The 20,630-nt window shown below is 65.6% G+C and carries 22 protein-coding genes and 1 tRNA gene; 13 read left to right on the forward strand and 10 right to left on the reverse strand.

The annotated features are described in order from the left end of the window. The 4 genes from OXM58_17630 to OXM58_17645 all read right to left on the reverse strand — a co-directional run bounded on the left by OXM58_17630 (window position 1) and on the right by OXM58_17645 (window position 3,929). On the reverse strand, window positions 1–1,995 hold the full coding sequence (locus OXM58_17630; protein MDE0150182.1) for a TRAP transporter fused permease subunit: 1,995 nt from the start codon (window positions 1,993–1,995) through the stop codon (window positions 1–3). A 24-nt stretch (window positions 1,996–2,019) separates the two neighbouring features. Further along, window positions 2,020–2,961 carry a TAXI family TRAP transporter solute-binding subunit gene (locus tag OXM58_17635; protein MDE0150183.1) on the reverse strand — a complete coding sequence of 314 codons (942 nt, stop codon included), beginning with the start codon at window positions 2,959–2,961 and terminating at the stop codon, window positions 2,020–2,022. 342 nt (window positions 2,962–3,303) lie between these two features. After that, window positions 3,304–3,609, reverse strand: coding sequence for a hypothetical protein (locus tag OXM58_17640; protein ID MDE0150184.1), 306 nt, complete (start codon window positions 3,607–3,609; stop codon window positions 3,304–3,306). Further along, a complete protein-coding gene (locus OXM58_17645; GenBank protein MDE0150185.1) occupies window positions 3,606–3,929 on the reverse strand; it encodes a nucleotidyltransferase domain-containing protein in 324 nt (107 codons plus the stop codon). The genes OXM58_17640 and OXM58_17645 overlap by 4 nt, the downstream gene beginning before the upstream one ends. A gap of 300 nt (window positions 3,930–4,229) precedes the next feature. Between OXM58_17645 and OXM58_17650 the strand changes: the two genes are divergently transcribed. Next, complete coding sequence (locus OXM58_17650) at window positions 4,230–4,511, forward strand: hypothetical protein (GenBank protein ID MDE0150186.1); 282 nt, start codon at window positions 4,230–4,232, stop codon at window positions 4,509–4,511. Window positions 4,512–4,621: 110 nt separating this feature from the next. Here the strand turns inward: OXM58_17650 and OXM58_17655 are convergent, their stop codons facing one another. From OXM58_17655 to OXM58_17670, 4 genes are all read right to left on the reverse strand, one after another. Next, window positions 4,622–5,680: an aromatic ring-hydroxylating dioxygenase subunit alpha gene (locus tag OXM58_17655; GenBank protein ID MDE0150187.1), complete on the reverse strand. Its 1,059-nt coding sequence runs from the start codon at window positions 5,678–5,680 to the stop codon at window positions 4,622–4,624. Window positions 5,681–5,748: 68 nt separating this feature from the next. Further along, the gene (locus OXM58_17660; protein ID MDE0150188.1) at window positions 5,749–6,255 is read right to left on the reverse strand and encodes a MarR family winged helix-turn-helix transcriptional regulator; all 507 of its coding nucleotides are present in this window, start codon (window positions 6,253–6,255) and stop codon (window positions 5,749–5,751) included. A 129-nt stretch (window positions 6,256–6,384) separates the two neighbouring features. After that, window positions 6,385–7,605 carry an ATP-binding protein gene (locus OXM58_17665; GenBank protein ID MDE0150189.1) on the reverse strand — a complete coding sequence of 407 codons (1,221 nt, stop codon included), beginning with the start codon at window positions 7,603–7,605 and terminating at the stop codon, window positions 6,385–6,387. A gap of 185 nt (window positions 7,606–7,790) precedes the next feature. Next, a complete protein-coding gene (locus tag OXM58_17670; protein ID MDE0150190.1) occupies window positions 7,791–8,747 on the reverse strand; it encodes a crotonase/enoyl-CoA hydratase family protein in 957 nt (318 codons plus the stop codon). A gap of 50 nt (window positions 8,748–8,797) precedes the next feature. Between OXM58_17670 and OXM58_17675 the strand changes: the two genes are divergently transcribed. Continuing rightward, on the forward strand, window positions 8,798–9,466 hold the full coding sequence (locus OXM58_17675) for a DedA family protein (protein ID MDE0150191.1): 669 nt from the start codon (window positions 8,798–8,800) through the stop codon (window positions 9,464–9,466). Between the two features lie 42 nt (window positions 9,467–9,508). On the opposite strand, the gene OXM58_17680 is transcribed toward OXM58_17675, so the two are convergent. Together OXM58_17680 and OXM58_17685 are read right to left on the reverse strand one after the other, a co-directional pair. After that, window positions 9,509–9,583, reverse strand: a tRNA-Thr gene (locus OXM58_17680). A gap of 186 nt (window positions 9,584–9,769) precedes the next feature. Next, window positions 9,770–10,675, reverse strand: coding sequence for a LysR family transcriptional regulator (locus tag OXM58_17685; protein ID MDE0150192.1), 906 nt, complete (start codon window positions 10,673–10,675; stop codon window positions 9,770–9,772). A gap of 300 nt (window positions 10,676–10,975) precedes the next feature. On the opposite strand from OXM58_17685, the gene dctP reads away from it, so the two are divergent. From dctP to OXM58_17740, 11 genes are all read left to right on the forward strand, one after another. Then, on the forward strand, window positions 10,976–11,956 hold the full coding sequence (dctP, locus tag OXM58_17690; GenBank protein MDE0150193.1) for a TRAP transporter substrate-binding protein DctP: 981 nt from the start codon (window positions 10,976–10,978) through the stop codon (window positions 11,954–11,956). Between the two features lie 216 nt (window positions 11,957–12,172). Further along, window positions 12,173–13,378 (forward strand): CoA transferase, encoded by a 1,206-nt coding sequence (locus OXM58_17695; protein MDE0150194.1) that lies wholly within the window; start codon window positions 12,173–12,175, stop codon window positions 13,376–13,378. Between the two features lie 133 nt (window positions 13,379–13,511). Then, the gene (locus OXM58_17700; protein ID MDE0150195.1) at window positions 13,512–14,057 is read left to right on the forward strand and encodes a TRAP transporter small permease; all 546 of its coding nucleotides are present in this window, start codon (window positions 13,512–13,514) and stop codon (window positions 14,055–14,057) included. 3 nt (window positions 14,058–14,060) lie between these two features. Next, window positions 14,061–15,374: a TRAP transporter large permease subunit gene (locus OXM58_17705; protein ID MDE0150196.1), complete on the forward strand. Its 1,314-nt coding sequence runs from the start codon at window positions 14,061–14,063 to the stop codon at window positions 15,372–15,374. Window positions 15,375–15,418: 44 nt separating this feature from the next. Beyond that, the gene (locus tag OXM58_17710) at window positions 15,419–15,580 is read left to right on the forward strand and encodes a hypothetical protein (protein ID MDE0150197.1); all 162 of its coding nucleotides are present in this window, start codon (window positions 15,419–15,421) and stop codon (window positions 15,578–15,580) included. 160 nt (window positions 15,581–15,740) lie between these two features. After that, a complete protein-coding gene (murA, locus tag OXM58_17715; GenBank protein MDE0150198.1) occupies window positions 15,741–17,006 on the forward strand; it encodes a UDP-N-acetylglucosamine 1-carboxyvinyltransferase in 1,266 nt (421 codons plus the stop codon). Between the two features lie 20 nt (window positions 17,007–17,026). Next, window positions 17,027–17,518 (forward strand): DUF2948 family protein, encoded by a 492-nt coding sequence (locus OXM58_17720; GenBank protein MDE0150199.1) that lies wholly within the window; start codon window positions 17,027–17,029, stop codon window positions 17,516–17,518. Window positions 17,519–17,545: 27 nt separating this feature from the next. Then, window positions 17,546–18,247 (forward strand): ATP phosphoribosyltransferase, encoded by a 702-nt coding sequence (gene hisG / locus OXM58_17725; GenBank protein MDE0150200.1) that lies wholly within the window; start codon window positions 17,546–17,548, stop codon window positions 18,245–18,247. After that, window positions 18,228–19,544, forward strand: a complete 1,317-nt coding sequence (gene hisD, locus OXM58_17730; GenBank protein ID MDE0150201.1) for a histidinol dehydrogenase — start codon at window positions 18,228–18,230, stop codon at window positions 19,542–19,544. Before hisG ends, hisD begins: the two co-directional genes overlap by 20 nt. A gap of 18 nt (window positions 19,545–19,562) precedes the next feature. Next, window positions 19,563–20,036 carry a UPF0262 family protein gene (locus OXM58_17735; protein ID MDE0150202.1) on the forward strand — a complete coding sequence of 158 codons (474 nt, stop codon included), beginning with the start codon at window positions 19,563–19,565 and terminating at the stop codon, window positions 20,034–20,036. A 49-nt stretch (window positions 20,037–20,085) separates the two neighbouring features. Next, entirely contained in the window at window positions 20,086–20,523 is a 438-nt protein-coding gene (locus tag OXM58_17740) for an arsenate reductase ArsC (protein MDE0150203.1), read from the forward strand. The last annotated feature ends 107 nt before the right edge of the window (window positions 20,524–20,630 follow it).

The following is a 20,630-nucleotide window of genomic DNA, read 5'->3' on the forward strand; positions in this document are numbered from 1 at the left end:
CTATTCTCCGGCTGTGGCGGGGACGGGGCGTTCGGCCTGCGGCAGTGCGCGGCGCCTGACGACGTCGGCGGCGATCAGCGCCGCGCCGAGGCCGCCGCCGGCGAGGTTGAGCCAGGGCGCTTCGGCGAAGGCGTAGACCGGCACGATCAGCGCGAGTCCGGCGGCGGCGTAAACGATGCGGAACGCGGGCGCGATGGGCGTGAACAGGAAGCCCGTGACCGCGACCGAGACCAGCAGCACGCCGAACAGGGCGGTCGTGAAGCTGAGCGCCACCTCAAGCGCGCCGCCCTGCATGATGAGCGCCGGCGACATGATGAAGACGAAGGGGATCAGATAGGCCGACCAGCCGTATTTCACCGCCTGCCAGCCGGTCTTCATCATCGGCGCGCCGGCCAGCGTTGCCGCGGCGAAGGCGGCGATGGCGACCGGCGGCGTGATCATCGACATCATGCCGAAATACATGACGAACAGGTGGGCCGAGAGGTCCGGCACGCCGAGTTCGATGATCGCCGGCGCAACCAGCGTGGCGAGCAGGATGTAGACGCCCAGCGTCGGCATGCCCATGCCCAGGACGATGCAGACGATGGCGGCCAGGATCAGCAGGACGAGCAGGCTGCCGCCGGCGATGCCGACCAGTTCGCTGGTCAGCGCGAATCCCAGGGCGGAGATGTTGAGCACGCCGATGATCGCGCCGGCCGCGCCGCCGATCATCAGCAGTTCGAGGCCGGCCTTGCCTGTCTTGACGAAACTGGCGACCAGCGAGCGGACGGACAGCCGGTCGCCGCCGTAGCCGAGCAGGAAGCCGATGGGCAGCAGGGTGAGCGCGGCGTAGAGCGCCGCGGTCTCCGGCTGGAGCGACCAGCGGAACAGGCACAGCACGATGACGACGAAGGGCGTCATGAAGATGCCGCCCCGGCCGGCCACCGGCAGCAGGCGCGGTATCAGCGATTTCTCGATCGGCAGGATGCCGTCGCGCGCCGCCTGTAGGTCCACCTGGATGAACAGGGCGGCGTAGTAGAGGATCGCCGGGATCAGCGCGGCGAGCACGACCTCGGCGTAGCCGATCTGCAACAGCTCGGCCATCACGAAGGCGGCGACGCCCATCATCGGCGGCATGAGCTGCCCGCCGGTCGAGGCCACCGCCTCGATGGCCGCGGCCGAATGGGTGGGATAGCCGCCGCGTTTCATCAGCGGAATGGTGATGACGCCGGTCGAGACGACGTTGGAAACCGCGCTGCCGGAGATCGAGCCGAACAGGCTGGAGCCGACGATGGCGATCTTGGACGAGCCGCCGCGGAACCGGCCCATCAGCCCGGCCGAGATGTCGGTGAAGAATTTTGCGCCGCCGGCCGGCTCGAGCAGGAAGCCGAAGAACATGAAGGCGAGCACGATGGTCGTGGACACCTTCATCGGGAAGCCGAACATGCCGTTGGCGTCGAGCACGACATAGATCGCCAGGCGGTCGACCGGGACGTTCTCGCCCTGAAGCCGGCCCGGGATCAGGTGGCCGACCAGCGCGAAGACGAGGAAGAACAGCAGGAAGGCGAACAGGATGGGGCCGGCGGTGCGGCGCAGTCCTTCCACGATGGCGGCGAGCAGGATCGCCGCCGCGGCCACGGCGTCCGGCGGATTGTCGGCGAAATTGTCCAGGATGACCGGGTATTCGACCGTCACATAGAGCGCCGCCGCGGCGGATACGGCGGCGATGACCAGGTCGTACCAGGGCACATGCGTGCGCGGTTCGCCCTTGCGTGCGGGCACGCAGAGATAGAGCGCCGCCAGCCCGATCGCGAGCATGGCGGCGTAGAACTGCTCGTTCATGAAGATGAGGCCGACCGCGCGGTACAGGTCGGCCGCCCAGAGCAGAGCGCCCGCGGTCAGCGCTGCGCACAGGCCACCGCCCGCCCAGGTAATCAGGAGATTTCCCGAGGGGGCGGCGGCCTCCGCTTCAACTTCGGCCGCGTGGGACTCCGCGTCCGGAACGCGGTCTGCCACAGCGGCTCTCCGGATGGGCCGGGATTACTTCGCCTGGCCGGTCTCGCGATAGTATTTCATCGCGCCGGGATGATAGGGCACGCCGATATCGACATACATTTTCTTCGGATTGAAGCCGGACATGCCCTTGAAGGCGGCGACCATCATCTTCTTGTTCGCCGCCATCGCCTTGACCAGCTTGTAGACGATATCGTCGGAAACCTTGGCGTTCGCGGTAATGATGAAGGGCGCGGCCATGATGTTGGTCGGGCCGGTGACGCCGGCATAGGCCGGCGACGGGCCGATCTTCTCGACCACCGAGCCGGGCGCGATCGCCTGCATCTTCTTCACCGACGCCGGATCGTCCGGCAGCGAGACATATTTGAAGCCGCGCGAGGCATAGGCCTGGCGCATCTTGCCGGAGGTGATGGAGAACATGCCGGCATCGACCTTGCCGCCCATGTAATCGTCGACCCCGCGCACGCCGTTCGGCGCCGGCACGCCCTTGACGTCCTTGAAGGTCAGGTCGGCCATGTTCAGCAGGGCGCGCCAGAACAGGCCCTGGATGCGCTGCTTGGCGAAACCCGAGGACAGGCGCACGCCCTTGAGGTCGGCGACCGAATTGATCTTCGAATCCTTCGGGGCGAAGATTCCGAGGCGCAGGGTGCGCAGCACGGCGACGACGCGGACATTCGGCTGCGGCTTGCCCTTGAACATCGCCTTGCCCTGGTTGGCGAAGGCGGCGACGACGCTGACCGCGATCGAGAAATTGAGCCGGCCCTTGTCGACCAGCGGCAGGGTGACGACCGGGCCGCCCTGGGGCACGACGCGGGCGCGCAGGTCGAGCACGTCCTTGGCAACCTTGGCGACGGCGGCGCCGGTCGCATAGGCCGACGAGCCCTGCGGGTTGGTCCCGATGCTGTAGGTTTGCGCGAACGCCGGTGCGGCGACCAGCGTGGCGGCAGCGGCAAGGGCAATGACTTTCATGGTTTCCTCCCAGTTTTCGGTTCGAATTGGCGAACCCGGCGCTTTCATATCGCGGTTTGGCGGTAACGGCTACAGGGCAAAGGTGTATTCGCCGCCAGATCGGTCAGCCGGCCAAAGGATACCGGGATACTCAATTCCGCGTCGGCTGTCGCGCGGTGCCTCTCCCTTCTTTCGACCGCATCCCTACTTCTTCGAGCAGCGGCTCCACCTGACCGAGGGCTCGGTCGTAGTCGAGTGCTTCGGCTCTGGCGTCACATATCCCGTAGCGGAACTGAACGACGGCTTACACAAGATGCTAATTCTCGCAGTCAACGTCATGCGGCGAGGGATCGATGCTCTTCCCTATTCAAAGTACCCGTAGTCGCTCAACCGCTTCTTGCACCTTTCCAATTCGTCTTGCGTAAACAGTTGGTGCCATTCCGCGTTGTCGTGGATTACGGCCTCGACGCTCAAGTCGAGACGCTGCAATTCCCACAATCGAGTGTAACCGTCCGAAGGCTGCGGAGCATTGATAAGCTGCCGTGCCGTCTGAAGACCACCCTTCTCGTGCAGCATTTGAAGAAACGCGCTCGGCGTGTAGCCGATTTCTCTGGCTTCACGATAGATGGCGAACATGGCTTCGCCGAATCCTTGTTCGATATTGCTCATGAAACCGATCTTGGGCTGTGACCTTGGGCTGCACTGCGACGCTCATTGAGCACTATGCCTTCTCTCAGGGCGCGCGCGAGCACGTTGTTGAGGGAATTGCGCCAGTATTCGGCCTCGTTGCGGCTGTAGACCATGAAATCCTTGGGGACCCGGAACGGGCAAGCGCCCGCGAGAGTCGCGTCGCCCCGTGCATGCGAGCCGAACAGGATCACCTTCTCCGGATCGGTCGCATAGACAATAGCGTCGGCCCTCCGCTGAAGAACCGTATCGTCAATCGGTCCGGCAGCGCTGTCGGCGCCGCTATCGTCGGGAGTTGTCATCCGATTTCGCGCTGGCCGTCTCTTTGTCCTCGAACGCAACCGGGTAGGGTCAGCTCCCGTCCGGTGGCACGGCGCATCATTATCGCACCGGGGCGGATGCCGCTACAGGGCAATCGCGGTCAGTCGAAAGAGACTCCAAATTCTCTGTCTCGGCAGCGACCACAATGAAGGCACGGCGCCGCCGATGTGTTTGGGGTACAGTGCGAGAGATGGTCGAGCAAAAAATGATTGCTCTGTCACTAGTCAATGCGGATTAATATTCAACGTTCAATAGGTAGGATGGACAGTGAGGTCAATATAATGAAACTATTTTCGTCTAATCCGGTACCGCCAGGGATTGTGATCCGGCAGACTTTTGACATGATCGTCCACACTGGTGAGGTCAAATTACGCAACCATGACAATCGTTCCATCGATGACCTTTCTCAAGGGGTCAGGGAAAATTTTGTGGCTTTGGCTCCCGAGGAGGCTAATGCTGTGATCGGCGTCCAAATTTCGACTTCGATCATTTGGTACGACTTCACGGGCGCAGTGATCTATCTGACATTTTGCGGAAACCCTGCGATCGTGGAAGAAACGTGACGATGCAGCGAGTCAATGACACCTAGTCGCCGGAGCAAAGCAGTCTCGCTGCGTACCGGTTCCGGTTGGGTGGCTGCAGGCATGAAGGATGAGCCGTAAGCCGGAAGAGATCACTCCGCTGCTGCGGCAAATTCGGTTTCCCGCATCTTCCCGATCGCCCGGCGGCTGTAGGCCACCGCCTTGTCGTGGCCGCGCAGGAGGAGCTTGCGCGCCGGGTCCTTGCCGACCGCTTCCTGCTGCGCCTCGATGAAGAGCTTGTCTTCGAGAAACGCTTCGAGAATGTCGGAGTGGAACGCGGTGTTGGCCGGCGAATCGAGCGCCTGGCCGCGGACGGCGGTGGAAAAGAAGTAGTGGAAATTCTCCGCGTCCGCCGGCGTCGCGTGATGGAACAGCCTGACGGCCATGCCGCCGGGCTTGTCCCGGTTTTCGCGCCCGCCGGTGCCGGAGTCGTGGCCGCCTCCCCACTGCAGGACCGAGGCGGGGGCGACATATTCGAAGTCCTGCCAGCGGTCGACCTTGCCCTCGAAGCCGGCGACCTTGACGAAGGACGGCGGCGGCGTCGATTCCATCATCCAGCGGATATAGCGGGCGCCGCGTTCGGTCCGCGTCGTGGTCAGCTCGGCGTCGTCGTGTTCGCCCGGGTTGCCGCCGATGGTCGAGGTGTGGACATAGCCCAGGTGGGTCAGGTCCATGAGATTGTCGATCATGAACATGTAGTTGGCGGCGATGTCGTAGCGCGCGTAGTGGAAATTCCACTCGTCCGTCCTGTCGTGCCAGGCGAAGTCGACGATCAGGCCGGTGTCGGCGTGGGCAGGGTCGCCCATCCAGATCCAGACGAAATGCTGGCGCTCGACGACCGGAAACGCCCGGACGCGGAAGGCCGGGCTCGGTTTCTCGCCCGGATTGACGACGCAGGCGCCGCCGCCGTCGAAGACCAGGCCGTGATAGCCGCATTGCAGGCCCTGCTCGACAGGCGCACCCAGCGACAGCTTCACACCGCGATGGCAGCAGCGGTCTTCCAGGGCGGCCGCCGTGCCGTCGCCGCTGCGGAACAGCACGACATCCTCGCCGAGAATCCGGCGTGCGATTGGCCCGTCGTCCAGTTCGTGAGACCAGGCACCGATATACCAGGCGTCGTGGATCAGCGGTTCCATGGCGAAATCGGACATCGGTTTTTTCCTCGTTCAGCCCCGCTCGGATTGCGGCGCGTTGGCCGGCCGGAAAGCATCGGGCCGGGTTACGGCGACCAGCCTTCCGCGATCATCGCGTCGGCTTCGGCGACCAGTGCGCTGAGATACCGCCGCAGCCGCGCGCTTTCGGCCGGCGAGAAGTCCCTCAGGAGGCGCTCCTCGCGGGCGAGCGCGAAACGGGCGATCTCGTCGTGAACCGCCCAGCCTTCGTCCGTGAGCGCGACATAGGAGCGGCGCCGGTCCGCCGGATCGCCCTGCCGCGTTACCAGGCCCCGTTTCTCCAGCCGGGCGACCGAGCGGCTGGTGCCGCCGCGATCCATGGCGATCCGGTCCGCAATCGCAAAGATCGTCGAGCGGCCGTCGCTGCCCAGGACCTGGACGATGCGCCACTCGCGCAGGTCGAGGCCGAGCCCGCGCGCATGGTGGCGCATCGCGTGCAGCCCGATCTTGCCGCCGAGGATCACGAACAGCGCCGGAATGTGGCTGTCCATGTCCACCCGCGGTTTCGCGCCGGGCGCCGGCCGGGCGCCGGAAATGGCTGCTGCCTCTGTCAATTCACGCCCTCCAAATCGGAAGGCATCGTAGGCAATTTTATTGATTAGTCAATTATTGACTTCTCTCTTAATGACGGCAAGACGGCAGCAGGCCTTCACGACCGGCCGTTTCGGTCAGGCAAACTCCGGTCACGACCACAAGGCTGAGACCGGCACAGCGGCCATCCGCTCGCCGAACGGCACGGTGCGGTCGCCGTCGTACAGGACGAGGCCCGACGCGAAATTCTTGCCGGCGCCGGCCGCCAGGCGGCGGAGCCCGGAAAAGTCGTCGGCAGTCACGGTCGCTGCGACCTTCACCTCGATGCCGACGATCTGTCCACGTTCGTCCTCGATCACGATGTCGACCTCGTTGCGTTGCTTGTCGCGGAAGTGGGAGAACGCATGCCGCGTCCCGGTCCAGCTCGCGAGTTTCAGGATTTCGCCGAAAACGAAGGTTTCCAGCAGCGGCCCGAAGTGCTGGCGGTCCCGGCGGATACGCTCCGGTGTCAAGCCTTGCAGCGCGGCCAGCAGCCCGGAATCGAGAAAATGCAGCTTGGGGGACTTCGTCAGGCGCTTGAGGGCGTTGGTGTACCAGGGCGGCAGCGTGCAAATGAGGAACAGGCTCTCGAGAACCCCGACATACTTTTGCACTGTCACATGATTCATGCCGAGCGGCGCGCCGAAGCCGGAGTAGTTCACCAGTTGCCCGGAATTCTCGGCGAGCACGCGCATCAGCCGCGGCATCAGGTTCAACTGGTCGATCCGGGCGATGTCGCGGACATCGCGCTGAACGATCGCCTCGATATAGTCCAGATACCAGCTCTGCCTCCGCCGCCATGCGGACCGGGTCAGCGCTTCGGGATAGCCGCCGGCGAGGACGGTCTCCACGAGTTCGTCGCCGACCGCCGGAGTTTTGCACGTCGGAAGTTTCCCTGCGAACGCCTGGTCGAGAAAGGATGGTTTTGTGCCGCGCAATTCCGCCTGGGCCAGTGGCAGCAACCGGATGATTGCCATGCGGCCGGCGAGCGAGTCCGCGACGCGCGGCAGCGTCATCAGGTTGGCCGAGCCGGTCAGCAGGAACCGTCCGGGGCGCGGATCGGAGTCGACGGCGGTCTTGATCGCCAGGATAAGATCCGGCGCCCGCTGGATTTCGTCGATAACGGCACGGTCGAGGCCGCGCAGGAAGCCGGCCGGGTCGGACAGGGCGGCTTCCAGAGTCGTAGCGTCATCAAGGGTGAAAAAGGGAATGGCATCGCCGGCAATGAGCTGCGCCAGTGTGGTTTTTCCCGATTGGCGGGGGCCGCACAGCAGGACGACCCTCGTATCCTTCAGGGCTTCCCGAACCTGCCTTTCCATGAAGCGGGGATACATGCCGTTTTTTCCGACCGATTGAAAGTCATTGCCCGACCAATTGAAAATTTATCCATGACCGATTGAAAGTCAATGCGTGACTGATTGAAAATTTATCCATGACCGATTGAAAGTATCGGCCGACGAATCGAAACCGTGCGCTCGCATCGGCGCACCGCCGCCGCCCACTCCTGTTCGTACTGCACCTATTCGTACTGCACCGGGCCGGTGCGGATCGGCCAGAGTTCGTCGAGATAGCCGCCGCTGTCGCGCTCATTCACCGCCTGCTTGAAGCCGGCCTCCTCGGCCCGGCGTTTGAAGGCCATGCCCTCGGGCGAATGGCGGGTGATGCCGTCGAAGACGGTGGCGATCATCTGGGTCGTCTCCAGGCCCATGTTGGTCATCGCCTGGTTGATCGTCAGCTTCTGCATCATCAGCTGGTTCTTCGGTACGCCGGCCATACGCTGCGCCAGTTCCTCGACCCGGTCGTCCAGCCGGTCGGCGGGCACGGCGTCGGTCACCAGCCCCATCGCCTTCGCCTCGGTCCCGCTCACCAGGTCGCCGGTCAGCAGCATGCGCTTGGCGCCTTCCGCACCCAGCCGGTAGACCCACATTGCGGTCGTCGGGCAGCCCCAGACCCGGGCCGGCGGATAGCCGATCCGCGCGTCCTCCGCCATCACGACGAGATCGCAGCACAGCGCGATGTCCGAGCCGCCGGCGACGGCGTAGCCCTGGACCTTGCAGATCACCGGCTTGTAGGAGCGCCACAGGCTCATGAACTTCTCGGTGTAGCCCTTCATCAGGGCGTAGTCCTTCATCGGGTCCCAGGGCATGCGCTCCTGGACCCCCGCGCTGGCGCCCTCGGCGAAGTCCTTCAGGTCGTAGCCGGCGCAGAAGGCCGCGCCCCGGCCGGCGAGGACGATGACATGGACCCGGTCGTCGGCATTGGCCTCGGCGACCGCCGCTTCGATATCGTCCGGCGTGGCGGCGGCGATGGCGTTCAGCCGCGCCGGCCGGTCGAAGGTTATTCTGGCAACCCGGCCGTCGCGTTCGTAGGTAAGGGTCGAATAGGCCATGACGCCGGTATCCTTCTGCTTCGTTCGGTCCCTGCCGCAGAGGCTTGCGATGCCCCCGTATCCGGTGTTTAGGACATCGACCGCCACCTGCGCAGCCGAATTCGCCCGCCGCGCACCATGAAGGGAAAGGTCCTGCGTTGGACGTCGCCGAACTGATCCGCGAATATCAGAACCTCTTCTACGCAATCACCTTCGGCTGGGCGTTCATCGAGGGCGAGAGTTTCGTGATCTTCGCCGGGGCCGCCGCGTTCAAGGGCGATCTCAACATCTACATCCTGATTCTCGCGGCGTGGCTGGGCAGCTTTTGCGGCGACCAGTGCTGGTTCGCGCTCGGCCGATTCTTCGGCGCGAAACTGCTGGTGCGCCTGCCCAAGCTGAAAGCCGGCGTCGCCGTGGCCATGGATATGGTCGAGAAATACGACGTGCTGTTCATCCTCAGTTTCCGCTTCATCTACGGCGTGCGCAACGTCGCCTCGCCGGCGCTCGGCATGAACGGCTATCCTTGGATCCGCTTCGCGGTGTTCAACTTCATCGCCGCCTTCATCTGGGCCAACAGTTTCGCCTGGGGCGGCTACATCCTCGCAAAGGCGTTCGAGGAGCTGCTGGGCGATATCAGCGAGAATTTCGGCTACGTCATGCTCGCCGTCTTCGCGATCGTCTGCTGCATCCTGTTCTTCGTGCACCGCAGCGGCCAGAAGCGCTTCAAGAGGATGCAGGCGCAGGCGCAAAGCGAAGGCGACCCGGCCGGCGCAGCGCAGACGGCATCCGGCGCGCCCCGCACCAATCCGGCAGGCGGCCGCGACTGACGCTTCGGGCCGGCGCCCATTCCGGGATTGCATTGCAGGGGCTGGTGCCGCGGGGGAGATTTGAACTCCCGGCCCCACCCTTACCAAGGGTGTGCTCTACCCCTGAGCTACCGCGGCGCGCCATCTATCGGGCGAATATCGGACGGCCGCCGGAACGGTCCGGACAGGCCGCGCGAAAGGCGGGCGGAATATGCAAACGGCCCCGGCACGCGTCAATGCCGGGCAGGGCGCCGCCGGCCGGGCGAAGTGAAGCGGCGTCGCTTCCGGGGCGGGTTCGGCCGCTTGGATAGTGTCGAACGCGGTTCACATCCGATCGGCGTCGCCGGAGACCGACAGGATCGGGTCGGCCGAGAGTTCCCGAACCAGAAAGTCGATGACCGCCTGCATCTTCGCCGCGCCGTGGGTGTGAGGATGAACCAGCAGCCACACGTCGAGAACCGTCTCGAAAATGCCTGGCGGCAATCGCTGCAGTTTCCGTTCGGGCGAAGCCATGTAGTGGGGCAAAATACCGATGCCCAGGCCGGCCTCGACTGCCGCCGCGACACCCAGCATGCTGTTGCAGGCCAGGGCCTCGGAATTCGCGGCGTCGCCGAGCCACTCAGGGATCCGCGTATCGGCCAGCCGGCCGGCCGGCCCGATGACGGCGTGGCGGTGCAAATCCTCCAGCGCGAGCGGCGTCCCGTGGCGCTGCAGATATCGGGCCGCGGCATACAGGCCGAACCGCGCGCGCCCGACCTTGCGCGCCAGAAGAACATCGTCGTCGCCCGGCCGGTCGAAGCGCAGCGCCAGATCGGCCTCGCCCCTGGCGATATCGGCGATCGCCGCGGCCAAGTGAACTTCGATGCGGATTCCGGGGTGCAGGCGCCTCAACCGGGACAGCCGCGGAATGAGCCAGTAGATGGCCATACTTTCCGGGGTGGAAATGGAAACGGTGCCGACGAATTCGGTGTCCTGGCCCTTGATCCGCAGGCCGATGTCCCGGACGTTCGAATCCAGGCGCCGGGCGAGATCGAGGATCGCCTCGCCTGCGGGCGTGGGGGAATAACCCCGCGGATGACGCTCGAACAGGCGGACTTCCAGTCGGTCCTCCAGGGATGCGATGCGCCTGCCGACCGTCGGCTGGCTGGCGCGCAACCGGTTTGCCGCCGCCGACAGGCTGCCCTCTTCGGCGACGGCCAGGAAATACCGGTAATCGTCCCAATCGGTCATCCGATAGTCACCACAGCTATTCATGCACGAATAACGCTTAAACGAATTTATGCAATATTTTACAGTTCGGCAGCAGATTATCCTTTCCGTAGCACCGTCCCTGCACAGCGCTCTCTTCGCGGCAGGTCATCGATCGGAGGCCCGAATGCGAGGCAGGCCGATGGCCGCTCGGGAGAAGAGCGGGCCGGGCGTTGGGCCGATGGCCGGCGTCGGCGAAGGTCCCGTTTCAGCGGACGCTTGAGAGAATTGCCGCCGATCGGCGCGTCAACGATATCCGCACGAGCAAACCGGGAGGAAATCATGAAATTCACCAAACTGACTTGCGTCGCCCTTACTGCGATTGGGGCCGCGATAGGGAGTCTGGCGGCGGCGTCCGGCTCAATGGCCGCCGAACGCGTGCTGAGCGGCGCCAGCTCTTTTCCGACCGGACATATCTTCTCGGTCAAGTTCGAGCGGTTCGTCAAAGCCCTCAACGAAAAGGGCAAGGGCGTGCTGAAGATCGACTACAAGGGCGGCGCGCCGGCCATCGGCAGCCCCTTCACGCTCGGCGCGAAGGTCCAGCAGGGCGCGTTCGACATCATCACGATTACCGGGCCGTACTACGCCAGCGTGGTGCCCGAGGCGCAGGCCCTTCAGCTGGCCGAGATCCCGATCCAGGAACAGCGCAAGAACGGCGCCTTCGACTATGTCAACAAGGTGCACATGGCCAAGGGCATCTATTATCTCGGCCGGACGTTCAACACGGTCTTTCACGTCTACCTGAAAAATCCGATCAAGAGTCCGCAGCTGAAAGGCCTGCATCTCCGGATCGCGCCCCACCACCGCGATTTCATCACCGCGCTCGGGGCCACGGCCCAGCGATCGAACCTGGCGGAAATCTACACCTACATGGAGAACGGGACGATCGACGGCTTCGCCTGGCCGGCCCAGGGGTTCCTGCCCGACTGGTACAAGGTCACGAAATACCGGGTCGATCCCAGCTTCTACACCCCGGCCATGCACGTTCTGGTCAATCTCAAGACCTGGAAATCGCTTTCCGGCAAGCAGCAGAAGCTGCTGAACGATCTCATCGTCGAGTTTGAGACCACGAACGCGCAGGAGCAGCGCGCGGGCGACGCCGCTGCCTGGAAGAAGATGGCCGACAAGGGCGTCAAGGTGATCGAGTTCAAGGGCGCAGACCGCGAGAAGTGGCTGACCACAGCCAAGCAGACCGCGTGGGCCGGTATCGCCAAGCGCAGCCCGGAACACGGGCCCGCCCTGAGGAAACTGCTGGCCAAATGATTGTCCGGGCCCGGCCGTGACCGCCGCCCGGCGGTCGCGGCTGCCGGACCCGGCCGCGTCGGTTTTCGCCGCTATTGTCCGGAGGGAACGGCCGGCCCCGGCGCATGTCGGGCGCTTCGGCCGGACGATTCGTTCGGCCATCGATCGGCAACACGCGACGCCTTCGATCGAGCGAAAAATAAACCGGCGCATACCATAGCAGGATGACAGCGTAACATGGCGGGACCCCTGGAAAACGTGCGCGTCCTCGATCTGACGACCATGGTCGCGGGGCCGGTCGCGACCATGATGCTCGCGGACCAGGGCGCCGAGGTCATCAAGATCGAGTCGCCGCGCGGCGATCTCATGCGCAACTTCGGCAGCATCAACAACGGGATGGCGGCCACCTTCCTGTCCTGCAACCGGAACAAGCGCGGCCTGGCCCTCGATATCAAGACGCCCGACGGAATCGCCATCCTCAAGAAGCTGGTCGCGACCGCCGACGTCTTCGTCCAGAACTTCCGCCCCGGGGCGATCGCGCGGATGGGCCTGGGCGAGGATGTCGTCCGCGCCATCCGGCCCGACGTGATCTACGTCTCGATCAGCGGATTCGGCGAGAGCGGGCCCTACGCCCATCAGCGGGTCTACGACCCGGTCATCCAGGCATTGTGCGGCCTGGCGGACATCCAGACGGATTATGCGACCGGCCAGCCCCGAATGGTGCGGACGATCGTGCCGGACAAGACGACGGCGGTCACCGCGGCCCAGGCGATAACGGCCGCCCTGTTCGCCCGGGAACGCACCGGCGTGGGGCAGCATATCCGCATCGCCATGCTGGATACGATGATCGCCTATCTCTGGCCCGAGGGCATCTCCAGCCTGTCCTTCGTCGGCAAGGAACTCGACCCGGCGAGAGGCCAGATGGGCCTCGACCTCATCTTCAGGACCGAGGACGGATACATCACCGCGGGCGCTCTGTCGGATGCGGAATGGTCCGGCATGTGCGCGGCGCTCGACCGCGCGGACCTGCTTGAAGACGAACGGTTCAGGACCGCGGCGTCGCGCGCCGTGCACGGGGCCGAGCGGCGGGAAATCGTGAGCGCCGAAATCCGGAAATGGCCGACGCGGGAAATCCTCGACCGGCTCGACCGCGAGGAAGTTCCCTGCGCGCCGGTCCTGACCCGGTGGCAGCTCCTGGATGACGAACAGGTCAAGGCGAACGAGGTCATCGAGATCCACAGGGACACAACGCTCGGAGAGGTGCGGCAGCCCCGGCCGGCGGCGCGCTTTGACCGCACGCCCGCCGGGATACGCGCGCTTGCGCCCTATCTCGGCGGCGACAACGCCGCGATCCTTGAGGAAATCGGATATTCAGAAACGGAAATCGATCGTCTGGGCGAAAGCGGTGTCCTGGCCGGCGGCCGGGAGCCGGACCGGCAATGATCGGCGCTACGCCGGACCTGCGCCCGGTCAGACCACCACACGACGCGCCATTGGACGGGGCTCCCGCCCCGGCCCTCGCGCCCGGCCGGTTTTCTTGCGCCGATACGCGGCCTTAGGCTAGCGTCCGCCCACCATGACTGTACCGATTTGGCAGGCGAAGGCGGTTGTCGGCAAGGGTTACGGCCGTTTGCTCACCGGCATCGGCTATCTGGTTGCGGCGTCGATCTGCGCCATGGCGGTCCTGATTACCCTCGACGTTGGCCTCCGGGCGTTCCGCATCGGCAACCTGCCCTGGCTCAACGAGGTGGCCGAATACGCGCTCTATGCCGGGACGTTTCTTGCCGCGCCCTGGGCGCTGCGCCTGGGGGCGCATGTCCGGATCGACATCATCGTCGATGGCCTGCCGGATCGGGCCTCTCGGAGCCTGGAGCAGTTCGTCGACCTTCTGGGCGGCGGGGTCTGCGCGGTGCTCCTGTATTTCGGATGTGTCGGCACGCTCGAAGCCTACGAATTCGGCCACATGCAGTTCAAGACGATCACCCTTCCCAACTGGCCGCTCCTGAGCGTCTTCGCCCTGTCGATGCTGCTGCTCACGATCGAGTTCGCGTTCAGGTTCGCCCGCGCCTGCCGACCCGGCGCAGCGCGCGACGAAGACCGCGATCTGACAAGCGGGATGTGAGCGATGGCGTGGCCCGAGGCGCTGGCATTGATGCTGGGCCTTGTCTGCGGGGCCATGGCCCTCGGATTGCCCGTCGCCTTTGCCTTCCTGCTTGCGAATATCGTCGGCGCCTTCGCCTTTCTCGGGGGCTCGATGAGCCTCTCCACCTTCGCGGCCGAATGCATGCAGGCGATCGGGCGGTTTTCGCTCACGCCGATTCCCCTGTTCATCCTGATGGGCGAGATCCTGTTTCAGAGCGGAGTCGCGCTCAAGGCGATCACCGCGGTCGACCGGCTGATCGCGCGGGTGCCCGGACGGCTGTCGATCGTCACGATCTTCGGCGGCACCCTGTTCTCGACGCTGTCCGGATCGACGATCGCTAACACGGCGCTGCTCGGAAACGTCCTGCTCCCCCAGATGGTGGAGCGGGGCTACGCGCCGAAGTTCGCGATGGGGCCGATCATGGCGACGGGCGGCATCGCCATGCTGATACCGCCGTCGGCGCTGGCCGTTCTGCTGGCGAGCCTGGCCGAGCAGCCGATCGCGGCGCTGCTCATCGCCGGAATCGTTCCCGGCATCATGATGGCCATGCTGTTCTTCGGCTATGTCGTCGTGCGCAGCACGATCAGCCCGCATCTGGCGCCGCCCTACGATCCTTCGGAGCAGATTTCGGGCTCCCGGTGGCGGCCATTCCTCGTACAGGTGGTCCCGCTGCTGTCGATCTTCGCGGTGGTTGTCGGAAGCATCTTCACCGGAATCGCATCCCCGACGGAATCGGCCGCTCTCGGCTGCGTGGCGTCGACCATCGCTTGCGCCGCCTATCGCTCGCTGTCCTGGCAGAAACTGGTCAAGGCGGCGCTGGAGACCGCCAAAATCACCACCATGATCCTGTTCATCATCGCCGGGTCGCTCACCTTTTCGCAGGTACTTGCCGTTTCGGGCGCGACGACCGGGCTGATCGCGACGATGCAGGCCCTCGACCTCGGCGTGCTGATGATCGTGATCGTGATGCTCCTGATCCTGCTGTTTCTCGGCGCCTTCATGGACCAGGTGAGCATGCTGCTGCTCACCTTGCCGTTCTTCATTCCCCTGGCGTTGCAGCAGGGCGTCGAGATGCTCTGGTTCATGGTGCTGATACTGCTGGTCATGGAGATTTCGCTCCTGACCCCGCCGTTCGGCCTTCTGCTGTTCGTGATGAAGGGGGTGGCGCCCATGCGCGTCACCCTCACACAGGTGTATGCCGCCGCCGTTCCCTTCGTCCTGCTGGAACTGGCCGTCCTGGCGTTGATCGTGCTGGCGCCGGGCGTTGCGACCTGGCTGCCGAAGCTGATCGAATGACGCGCATTTCCTGACGGAAGCGCGCGAAGCGAAATGACGACAGGATGACCGATCGCAAAAACCGGCAGGCGCCGCGCAAGGACGGCTCGGCGCCGCCGAAAGCAAAGTCCAGCGCAGCCGAGGATCGGGAGGCCCGGCTTGCCGCGGCCCTGCGCGAGAATCTGCGCCGCCGCAAGAAAGGCAAGCCGGCCGGCAAAGCGGACTGACCGGCCGCCTTGGCCGCCTTCTTGGGCGCCGCGCCGGGCCGATCCGTCCGGTTGAGGCGCCGGGCCAGGTTCGCTAGAACCGTTGGCGAAGGGCGCGGAAGCACCCAAATAGAGTCTCTCCGGCGCCGCAGCGCCAAAGAAAGCGGAAAACTCAGCGCCGATGGACAGACTCCGGATCAGCGGCGGCGCCGCACTGGACGGCGAAATCCCGATCGGCGGGGCCAAGAACGCCGCGCTGCCGCTGATGGCGGCGTCCCTGCTGACGGCCGAGCCCCTCGAACTGACCAACGTCCCCCGGCTGCGCGACATCGCCACGCTGATCCGGGTGCTGGAACAGCACGGCGTCGAGGTCGAGACCGGCCCGGCAACCCTCACGCTGTCTGCGGCGGACATTCCGAACACCATGGCACCCTACGATCTGGTGCGCCAGATGCGGGCCTCGGTGCTGGTGCTCGGGCCGCTGGTCGCCCGCTTCGGCAATGCGGCCGTTTCCCTGCCCGGCGGCTGCGCCATCGGCTCGCGCCCGATCGACCTGCATCTCATGGCGCTCGAACAGCTCGGTGCGGAGATCAGCCTGGGCCGCGGCTACATTCACGCCGAGGCGCCAGCGGGCGGCCTTGTCGGCAACCGGATCATCTTTCCGAAGGTCTCGGTCGGCGCCAGCGAGAATGCGATCATGGCGGCGACATTGGCACGCGGCACGACGGAGATCGAGAACGCCGCCCTGGAGCCGGAAGTGGCCGACCTTGCCCATTGCCTGAATGCGATGGGCGCGCGGATCGAGGGCATCGGCAGCGAGCGGCTGGTCATCGAGGGAGTCGACGAACTGCACGGCGCCCGGCACAGGGTCGTTGCCGACCGGATCGAGGCCGGCACCTACGCCATGGCCGCCGCCATCACCGGCGGTGCGGTCACGTTGCAAAACGTCGGCGAAGGCCTGTTCGGCGCCGCTGCGTCCGCGTTGCGCGAGGCCGGCGTCGCGCTGGAGCCGAACGGCGCGGGCATTCGCGTGTCCTGCAACAACGGCGACCTGACCGGGGTCGATGTCGTCACCGATCCGTTCCCCGGCTTCCCGACCGACCTGCAGGCCCAGTTCATGGCGCTGATGTCGAAGGCCGGCGGCGCATCCATGATCACGGAGACGATCTTCGAGAACCGCTACATGCATGTGCCGGAACTCAAACGCATGGGCGCCAACGTGAATCTCCACGGCGCCTCGGCGATGGTGCGCGGGGTCGAGAAGCTCCACGGCGCCGAAGTCATGGCCACCGACCTGCGGGCGTCCTCCAGCCTGGTCATCGCCGCGCTGGCCGCCGAGGGCGAAACGACGATCAACCGGGTCTATCACCTCGACCGCGGCTACGAACGGCTGGTCGAGAAACTGACCGGCTGCGGCGCCCGGGTCGAGCGCATCGCCGGTTCCTGACTAAGGCGCGCGGGCGGCCGATGGCGTTTCGGAAATTGCGGCTGCGGGCGGAAAGCCCGGACGATCTCGACGTCATCGGCGCGGTGTTGCAGGACGCGCTGATCCCGGTCGCCGACATGGCCTATCTGCCGGCGGAGAGCAGCTTTGCGCTGGTGGCGAACCGGTTTTGCTGGGAAAGCGAGGCCGGCGCCGCGCCGCCGGGGCCGGCCGCCGCCCGGCGCGGCGCGCCATCCGGACAGGGCGGGCACCACCGGGTCAACGCCGGCGTGCTGTTCGGCGAGGTGCAGGGTGTGCAGACCCGCGGCTTCGACCGCGAGGATACGTCACGCATTTTGTCGCTGTTGGCGATCCGCACCGAAGCCGGGCTTGATGCAACGGAAATCACATTAATTTGTGCCGGTGCCGCTTCCATCCGCCTCCGCGTTGCGGGAATCGACTGCCGGCTGGATGACATCGGCGAGCCCTGGCCGACCGCGTGGCGGCCGACTCACGGGGATGCCGAAGCGGACTGACCGGCTTCGCGAAGGACCCTTCCTGGCATGGATGCCGCAAATCCGCCTTATGCCGCCAACGAGCCGTTGGTGCTGGCCGTGCCGAAGGGGCGCATCCTCGACGAGGCGATGCCGCTGATAACGGCTGCCGGAATCCGGCCGGCGGCCGGGTTTTCCGACCCGGAGTCCCGAAGGCTGCGCTTTGCCACCAATTTCCCGAACCTGGAGATCATCCGGGTCAGGAGCTTCGACGTCGCGACCTTCGTCGCCTTCGGCGCGGCCCATCTTGGCATTGCCGGAAATGACGTGGTCGGCGAGTTCAGCTATGCCGAACTGTATGCACCGCTGGATCTGGGGATCGGCCGGTGCCGGCTTTCGGTTGCGGCGACCCGCGACCTGGTCGATGCCGAAGACCCGTCGCGCTGGAGCCACGTCCGGGTGGCGACCAAATATCCGCTGACGACGCGCCGCCACTTCGCCGCCCAGGGCGTGCAGGCCGAATGCATCAAGCTGAACGGCGCGATGGAACTGGCGCCGGCGCTCGGCCTGTGCCGCCGGATCGTCGATCTGGTCTCGACCGGCGCCACCCTGAAGGCGAACGGGCTGGTCGAGGTCGAGAAGATCGCCGACGTGACCTCCCGGCTGATCGTCAACCGTCCGGCGATGAAGACCCGGCCGGCGGAAATCCGCCACTGGGTCGACTCCTTTACCGAAGCGGTGGAGAAGGGCGATGCCGGCGCGGCGGCTTGACCGGTCCGCCCCCGGCTTCGAGGCGGACTTTGCCCGTCTGATCGGCGCGAAGCGCGCGGCCGAAGCCGATGTCGACGGGGCGGTTGCGGAAATCCTCGCCGCGGTGCGCGAGGGCGGCGATGCCGCGCTCCTGCACTACACGCTGCAGTTTGACCGCTTCGAGACGGATGCCGCCGGCCTGAGGATTCCGGCGGCGCGGATCGCGCAGGCGCGCGCCGCCGTCCCGACGCAGCAGCTCTCGGCCCTGGAACACGCCGCCCGGCGCATCCGCGCCTATCACGAGCGGCAGCTGCCCGAGGACTGGGCCTTTATCGATGCCGCCGGCTACGAGCTGGGCGCGCGCTGGACCGCGGTGGAAGCGGTCGGCCTCTATGTGCCGGGCGGAACGGCGGCCTATCCCAGCACCGTGCTGATGAACGCGGTTCCCGCCAAGGTCGCCGGCGTCGAGCGGCTGGTCATGGCCGTGCCGACGCCGGACGGCGACATCAACGACCTCGTGCTCGCCGCGGCGGACGTTGTCGGCGTCGACGAAATCTACCGGATCGGCGGCGCCCAGGCGATCGCCGCGCTGGCTCACGGGACGCAGACCGTCCGGCCGGTCGACAAGATCGTCGGGCCGGGCAACGCGTATGTCGCCTCGGCCAAGAAGCAGGTGTTCGGGGTCGTCGGGATCGACATGATCGCCGGGCCGTCCGAAATCCTGGTCGTCTCGGACCGGCGCAGCGACCCGGAATGGATCGCCGCGGACCTGCTGTCCCAGGCCGAGCACGACACCGCGGCGCAGGCCATCCTGATCACCGACAGCCCGGCTTTCGCCGACCGGGTCTCGGCCGCCGTCGAGCGGCATCTGAAGGTCTTGCCGCGGGCGGCGATCGCGCGGGAGAGCTGGGAAAGGCTGGGCGCGATCATTGTGGTCGATTCCCTTGAAGGCGCCGTGCCGCTGATCGACCGCATCGCGCCGGAGCATCTCGAACTGGCGATGGACGGGGCCGACGCGCTCGCCGCAAAGGTTCGCCACGCCGGCGCGATCTTCATCGGCCGCCACGTTCCCGAAGCGATCGGCGACTATATCGGCGGCCCGAACCATGTGCTGCCGACGTCGCGGACGGCGCGATTCGCCTCCGGCCTCGGCGTGCCGGACTTCATGAAGCGGACCTCGACCATCAAGGGCGACGCCGACGCCCTGCGCGCGGTCGGGCCCGACGCGGTGACGCTCGCGACGGCCGAGGGACTGGAGGCGCACGCCCTGTCGGTCGGTATCCGGCTCGACGCGGGCGGACCGCCCGCCGATGGCTGAAGGCGACGGCTGACGGCGATGGCCGAAAATGCCCGCCTTGCCGATATCCGTCTGGATGAGAGAACGGTCGTCCGGCGCAATGCGGATATCGAACACGAACGCGCCGTCGCGATCTACGACCTGCTGGAGGAAAACAGTTTCGTGCCGGCCGTCGAGGCCGACGGGCCCTACAAGCTCGTCCTTTCGGTCAGCGAAAACCGGCTCCTGTTCGATATCCGCGACAGCGGCGATGGCGCCCTGACGGTCGTTCCCCTGGCGCTTCAGCCGTTCAAGCGGACGGTCAAGGACTATTTCACCGTCTGCGAGAGCTATTTCGCGGCGATCAAGACCGCCAGCCCGAGCAAGATCGAGGCCATCGACATGGGCCGGCGCGCCCTGCACAACGAAGGCTCGGAACTGCTGCTGAGCCAGCTCAAGGGCCGGATCGAAATGGATTTCGATACCGCCCGGCGGCTGTTCACCCTGTTGTGCGTGCTGCACCTCAAAGCATAGCGGCCGGACCGGCGGGCGCGCAGACTGCCGGCATCGGGCGGGCAGCGGAATGAGCGACCTGCCGGGCAGCGTCCTGTTCGCCTGCTCCATGAACGCCATCCGCTCGCCGATGGCGGAGGGCTTCCTGAAATTCCTGCACGGCACCCGGATCTACGTCGATTCGGCCGGCACGCGGAAGCGGGAGGTGGACGGTTTCGCTATCGCCGTCATGGAGGAAATGGGCATCGACATTTCGCGGCACGCCGCCAAGACGTTCGACGACCTGCAGGACGACCTGTTCGATATCGTCGTCACCCTGTCGCCGGAAGCGCATCACCGCGCCCTGGAACTGACCCGGACCAGCCCGGTCGAGGTCGAATTCTGGAACACCTTCGACCCCAGCCTGGTGGAGGGAAGCCGCGAACAGCGGCTCGATGCCTACCGCCAGGTGCGCGACCGGCTCTTCGAGCGGATCCGCGACCGGTTCGCGCCGCAGATGAAACCCTGACCGGGCCGCCGACACTCATGCATCTGTGTTTGGTCGTGTATCGGTTCAAAAAATAGGGAATTATAGCGAATAGTCACAAACCGCCGCTCAATCCAGCGGTTTCCGCT

The organism is Rhodospirillaceae bacterium (genome assembly GCA_028819475.1).
GTDB lineage: Bacteria > Pseudomonadota > Alphaproteobacteria > Bin65 > Bin65 > Bin65.